The organism is uncultured Nonlabens sp. (genome assembly GCF_947495285.1).
Lineage (GTDB): Bacteria > Bacteroidota > Bacteroidia > Flavobacteriales > Flavobacteriaceae > Nonlabens.
Genome location: NZ_CANLXZ010000055.1, coordinates 1 through 6,281, shown reverse-complemented (window position 1 = coordinate 6,281; position 6,281 = coordinate 1). Strand labels below are relative to the sequence as shown.

General features: G+C 36.0%; 8 protein-coding genes. 3 read left to right on the top strand and 5 right to left on the bottom strand.

Annotated features, from left to right (window positions below):
• Nucleotides 1-149: 149 nt before the first annotated feature.
• From pyk to Q0838_RS13925, 5 genes are all read right to left on the bottom strand, one after another.
• On the bottom strand, nt 150-1,580 hold the full coding sequence (pyk, locus tag Q0838_RS13945) for a pyruvate kinase (protein ID WP_298956458.1): 1,431 nt from the start codon (nt 1,578-1,580) through the stop codon (nt 150-152).
• On the bottom strand, nt 1,580-2,068 hold the full coding sequence (locus Q0838_RS13940; RefSeq protein ID WP_298956454.1) for an IPExxxVDY family protein: 489 nt from the start codon (nt 2,066-2,068) through the stop codon (nt 1,580-1,582). Before Q0838_RS13940 ends, pyk begins: the two co-directional genes overlap by 1 nt.
• A 184-nt stretch (nt 2,069-2,252) precedes the next feature.
• Nucleotides 2,253-2,987, bottom strand: a complete 735-nt coding sequence (rnc, locus tag Q0838_RS13935; RefSeq protein ID WP_298956451.1) for a ribonuclease III — start codon at nt 2,985-2,987, stop codon at nt 2,253-2,255.
• An 18-nt stretch (nt 2,988-3,005) separates the two neighbouring features.
• On the bottom strand, nt 3,006-4,253 hold the full coding sequence (gene fabF / locus Q0838_RS13930; protein WP_298956448.1) for a beta-ketoacyl-ACP synthase II: 1,248 nt from the start codon (nt 4,251-4,253) through the stop codon (nt 3,006-3,008).
• Between the two features lie 10 nt (nt 4,254-4,263).
• Nucleotides 4,264-4,500 (bottom strand): acyl carrier protein, encoded by a 237-nt coding sequence (locus tag Q0838_RS13925; RefSeq protein WP_015361896.1) that lies wholly within the window; start codon nt 4,498-4,500, stop codon nt 4,264-4,266.
• Nucleotides 4,501-4,654: 154 nt separating this feature from the next.
• On the opposite strand from Q0838_RS13925, the gene Q0838_RS13920 reads away from it, so the two are divergent.
• The 3 genes from Q0838_RS13920 (at nt 4,655) to Q0838_RS13910 (ending at nt 6,066) form a co-directional block, all read left to right on the top strand.
• Nucleotides 4,655-5,218: a phosphoribosylglycinamide formyltransferase gene (locus tag Q0838_RS13920; RefSeq protein WP_298956422.1), complete on the top strand. Its 564-nt coding sequence runs from the start codon at nt 4,655-4,657 to the stop codon at nt 5,216-5,218.
• Complete coding sequence (gene rnhA, locus Q0838_RS13915; RefSeq protein ID WP_298956419.1) at nt 5,218-5,688, top strand: ribonuclease HI; 471 nt, start codon at nt 5,218-5,220, stop codon at nt 5,686-5,688. The genes Q0838_RS13920 and rnhA overlap by 1 nt, the downstream gene beginning before the upstream one ends.
• A 108-nt stretch (nt 5,689-5,796) precedes the next feature.
• Entirely contained in the window at nt 5,797-6,066 is a 270-nt protein-coding gene (locus tag Q0838_RS13910) for a hypothetical protein (RefSeq protein ID WP_298956417.1), read from the top strand.
• Nucleotides 6,067-6,281: the final 215 nt, after the last annotated feature.

The following is a 6,281-nucleotide window of genomic DNA, read 5'->3' as shown; positions in this document are numbered from 1 at the left end:
AACTATAAAATCAATCACAGGAAATCATCATTATCTAAAAGCTTTTTATGCGGCATTTAAGAACTAAATTGGTATTAGGACTCAAGAAAAACTAAAAAAAAGCCTCATGTAAACAGATGAGGCTTTCTATACGATATTTAAAAGTTCCTTTATTCTACTTCAGAAACTCTTAGGGTATTTACCATTCCTTTATCTGTCACTGGCATCGCGGCAAGATTAATTAAGAAATCACCTTTTTCTACATAACCCTTTTCTTTTGCAAATTTGTTTACATCTTTTATAGTTTCATCTGTACTTACAAAACGGTCATAAAAAAATGCTTTTACACCCCAAAGCAGACTTAACTGTGTAAGTATGCGGTGGTTGCTAGTAAAAGTGAGTATATGAGCATCTGGTCTCCATGCACTGATCTGGAATGCGGTATAACCAGAATTAGTCATGGTAGTAACTGCTTTTGCATCTATTTCATCGGCCATTTTTGCAGCGTGATAACATACTGATTTAGTAATATATCTTTTGGTCTTGATGTGTGGTGCGCTGTAAGGAACAGATATCAATTCACTGTCTTCAACAGCTCTACATATACTAGCCATTTTTTCAATCACTTGAACAGGGTACTGACCTACAGACGTCTCTCCAGATAACATCACAGCATCTGCACCATCCATGACAGAGTTTGCTACGTCGTTCACCTCTGCTCTAGTAGGAGTAAGGCTAGTAATCATCGTTTCCATCATTTGTGTAGCAATAATTACAGGAATACGAGCTTTCTTAGCCTTAAGAACTAATGTTTTTTGAATTAACGGTACCTCGTGCGCTGGTATTTCTACACCTAGATCTCCACGAGCCACCATTAAACCATCACAGTAAGCCACAATTTTATCAATATTCTCAACGGCTTCTGGCTTTTCTATTTTTGCGATAATAGGAATCTTCTCCTCAGAGTGTTCACTTATCAATTCTTGTAGCTCCATTAAATCACGACTGTGTCGTACAAATGATAGTGCCATCCAGTCTACTTGTAGCTCACATGCAAAAACGGCATCTACTATATCTTTTTCTGTTAGAGCGGGAAGAGATATGTCAGTTTGTGGTAGGTTAACCCCTTTTTTAGATCTTAAAGGGCCACCTTGAATAACCTTTGTAACAACATCTTTTACGCCATCTGTAGAGATTACCTCAAACATAAGTTTACCATCGTCTAGTAAAATGCGTTCTCCAGCTTTTACATCTCTAGGAAAATGTTCGTAATTCATATAAACACGCTCTGCAGTACCTTTAAAGGGCTCTCCTGTAGAAATAGTTATTTGATCACCTGGGTGAACAATAACTTCTTCTTTCATAACACCTACACGCAATTTAGGGCCTTGTAAATCACCTAAAATACCAGTAGCAAATCCATGCTCTTTATTAATGTCGCGTATCAATTGTACACGTTCTCTCACATCTTCATGGTCTGCATGTGAAAAGTTGATTCTAAACACATTAACACCAGCTTTCATCATATCTAGTAATACTTGCTTTGAAGCGGTAGCAGGTCCCAGAGTTGCGACGATTTTTGTTTTTTTGTTTTTTGACATTATTCAAATATTAAATAATCTTGTTGTTTTATTTTAAAAATGTCTACAGTATAGACACTAAGAACTTGAGGTATCTCCCCAAGAGTATGTATCAATTCTTTGAGCGGGAAAAAATCTTCTTCTTTCTCAATTTTAAGCAAATAGTCTACGTTCCCGTACTCCTTAATTAGTACTGTTTGAACTTGCGACGCATCTTTTTTATCAAATAAACTTAACGATTCCGATTCTTCATTAGAAACTCCCCAGTACTTATTAGGTATCAAATAGAATGGTGCATTATGTTCTTTGTCAAAATGTTTATATACTGGATAATTTGCAGTATAAGCAGGTTCTATAATATCTTGATCTACGGCAGTTCTTGCAAAATTAACGTGTAAAAACCTATTGATTAGAAAAGCCATTCTATAGGGCTCTATGATAGAGTGAATAGCAATTAATATGAAAGGCTCCTTATCTAATTCCCAATCCATTAATTTGTGAACCGCCATGTGTTTGAAATTATAAACCTTGCTAATTTAAGAATACCATGTGCAACTTCACCGTCTATTTACTATAATTAAATGTAAATAATTACGAAAACGATAGTAGTTATAGTAGTATTTTAGGTATTTGATATTATATCGCTTTCGCGAAAGCGAGAAACGTAAACTAAAATATTCTTAATTAAAGTTTCTAGAATTTATCTTGCAAAGCAAAGAATGCCCTTTTACTTGCTTTTTCTTCAGCCTTTTTCTTAGATGTGGCTCTAGCTTTTGCAATTACACGGCCATCTATAGAAAGTTTAACTGAAAAATGTCTTACCTCGCTAGCACCTGTGTCTTCATAAGTATCGTAATCAAATTTCTTTTTGTGCTTTTGACACCATTCTATCAATAAACTTTTATAAGAAATAACTTTACCATCTAGTTTTTCAATATCTACGTAGGGCTTTATAACTTTTTTAAAAATAAATTTTTTACAAACCACATAACCACGGTCCAGATAAACAGCTCCTACGAGGGCTTCAAATAAATTACCGTGAATATTTGCACCAAAATTGCCCGTAGGAACCTGTGTCTGTGCATGATCTATAAGGCCAAAGTCTCTACCTAATTCATTTAAATGTTCTCTACTTACGATTTTAGATCGCATTTTTGTAAGATAACCCTCGTCACCGCTGGGTACCTCATTGTAAATATACTCTGCTATAACAGCACCTAGAATAGCATCTCCTAAAAATTCAAGACGTTCATAACTTTGTACAAAGCCTTTATCTGTCTTTAATCCCATAGATTTATGGGTGAAAGCAGTTTCATATAAGGAAATATTCTTTGCCTTGAGACCTGTTATTTTCTTAACAGCGCTAGATAATATCTCGTTAGTATGAGGCTTACTTTGAGATTTAAAAATTTTGCGTATTCTATTCATACGGATTAAAAGATCGGTTTAGATCTTTCTAAAGGCAATACAACAATTGTGTCCACCGAAACCGAAAGTGTTACTCAATGCAATGTTAACCTCTCTTTTTTCTGGTTTATTTAACACCAGTCGTAAGGATGGGTCTATATTTTCATCTACAGTGGTATGATTAATGGTCGGTGGTATAATTCCTTCATTGATAGCCATTACACTTGCAATAGATTCTATAGCGCCAGCAGCACCTAGAAGGTGACCGGTCATAGATTTAGTAGAATTAATACTTATGTTAGGAGCGTGATCACCGAATACGGCTTTAATCGCCTTTAACTCTGCAACGTCACCTAGAGGTGTAGAAGTTCCATGTGTGTTAATATGATCCACGTCTTCAGCATTGATTCCTGCATTTTGAAGTGTATTTTTCATTACCGCTATAACGCCTCGTCCTTCTGGATCTGGAGCTGTAATGTGATATGCGTCACTAGAGAAACCACCGCCTATTACCTCGGCATAGATTTTTGCTCCACGAGCTTTTGCATATTCATAATCTTCTAGAACTAGAGCACCAGCGCCTTCTCCTAGTACAAAACCATCTCTGGTAGCGTCAAAGGGGCGACTAGCAGTTTCAGGACTTTCATTGCGAGTTGATAAGGCATGCATGGCGTTAAAACCGCCCATACCTGCTTGTGCAACAGCAGCTTCAGAGCCGCCTGTTACTATAACATCACAATGTCCTAGTCTAATATAATTAACGGCGTCGAGCATAGCATTTGCACTCGATGCGCAAGCAGATACTGTAGTGTAGTTAGGTCCCATAAAGCCATATTTTATAGAAATATGGGCAGGAGCTATATCTGCAATCATTTTTGGTATGAAGAAAGGATTAAATCGTGGTGTACCATTACCAGCAGCAAATGATTTAACCTCTTCCTGAAATGTTTCTAGACCACCTATTCCGGCACCCCAGATAACACCGACTCTATATTTATCAATAGAGTCGATATTTAATCCAGAGTCAGCTATCGCTTCATCGCCTGCTACCAGTGCATACTGTGCAAATCGATCCATACGCCTAGCTTCCTTGCGGTCTATGAAATCAGTAACCGTAAAGTTCTTGATCTCACAAGCGAATTTTGTCTTGAATAGTTCCGTATCAAAGTATGTGATAGGAGCGCAACCGCTCTTACCAGCTTTTAACGCCTCCCAATATTCTTGTAGGTTATTCCCTATAGGAGTAAGGGCGCCCATTCCTGTTATGACAACTCGCTTTAATTCCATGTAATATAAATTACGCTTTTGCTTCTTCTATGTATGAAACAGCTTGACCTACTGTAGCTATGTTTTCAGCTTGGTCATCTGGGATCTGGATATCAAATTCTTTTTCGAATTCCATGATCAACTCAACTGTATCTAGTGAGTCTGCGCCTAAGTCGTTTGTGAAGCTTGCTTCTGTTACAACTTCATTTTCGTCAACACCTAATTTGTCTACGATAATCGCTTTTACTCTTGATGCAATGTCTGACATAATAATCTAATTTTAATTTTAAATGAACCGCAAAAATAACAAACTTTGGGTTAATACCATGTTTTAGTCATTTGAGTTAACTTGCAATTTCATTTATTTTGATAATAATAACTAACTCATCACTGGCTGAGCAACAAGCCTGCCAAATATATTTATGAAGAAAATAGTAATTTTTGCAAGTGGTAATGGCACTAATGCTCAGTCTATTATGGATCGTTTTAATAGGGTAGATTCTGTTCAGATTTCTTTAGTTTTGTCTAATAATCCTCAAGCATTTGCCTTAGAAAGAGCGAGCAAATTTGGTATTCCTGCGATGTCTTTTAATAGATCTGCTTTTGCAAAAGGAGGAACAGTAGAAACTCTTTTAAAGGCAGAAGTGCCTGATTTACTTGTGTTAGCAGGATTTTTGTGGAAAATTCCAGAAAGTCTCGTGCAATTATTTCCAAATAAAATTATTAACATTCATCCAGCTTTATTACCTAATTATGGTGGTAAAGGCATGTATGGTATGAATGTACACCGTACAATAATTGAAAATAATGAGCGAGAAAGTGGAATAACTATCCATTATGTGAATGAAAATTATGACGAGGGCGCGATCATTAAGCAAGCTACTTGTTCTATAGACCCAACTGATACCGCTGAAGATCTTGCAGCAAAAATTCATGAATTAGAACAAAATCATTTTGCTAAGACTATAGAAGAATTACTTAAATAATGGATCAGGTACACATATATACAGATGGATCTTCTCGTGGTAATCCAGGACCAGGAGGTTATGGAATAGTGATGATAGCCGTAGGAAAGAACTTTAAAAAAGAATTTTCTCAAGGTTATCGCAAGACTACTAATAATCGCATGGAACTACTTGCAGTTATAGAGGCGCTAGAAAAGATAAAACCAGATCATAAAGTAGCTATCACTGTTTTTACAGACAGTCGTTATGTAAGTGATGCTATTAACAAAAACTGGATGGCAGGCTGGATAAAACGCAAATGGAAAAATGTGAAGAATCCAGACCTATGGAAACGTTTCTTAAAAGTCTACAATCGTACACAACCTAAAATGCAATGGGTAAAAGGGCACAATGATCATCCTATTAATGAACGATGTGATGCTCTTGCCGTTAATGCTGCATTGAATACATCTAACCATCTTGTGGATGAAGGGTTTGAGGCTGGTGAGTAGGGTTTGTTTTAAGATTTGTAGATTGTATTTTAAAAGCACCGCTTTTGAGAAAGTTTAAAACATATTAATTATGAAAAATTTCTTTAACGATTTGTCAAACCGCATTTATTGCGGTTTCACTATAATCTTATCGCTTGCGACAGCGACGACCCACCATCTCAAGAAAGTTTACTACCACCTATTACCATGACAGGAGAAAACACTTTTCGATGTTTAATCGATGGTAAGTTCTCTAGACCGCTAGTTGGAGCTAATATTGACACTAGCGGGAATAGAGGAATTGATATGCTAATAACAGAAAATGTAAATGCTGAAATTGAAGTTAATCATTTTAATAGTCATAAAAAGCATCGCTACTTATTCATAATGAAAATTTAAGGACAATTGGAGTTGGTAACTTTCGTTTCAACAGGTCAAATGGATGGAGTGGAAGAGATGGATTGAATAATACTTATATGTATTGTATAGTTTGGAACGATGAAATCTATAGTTATCACCTTTTTAATAATAAAATTTTAGAGGTAGTCACTTAATTACTTACTAATTCTGATTGATTCATCCTGTCATGTTTCACCATCTTTATCATTAGATTA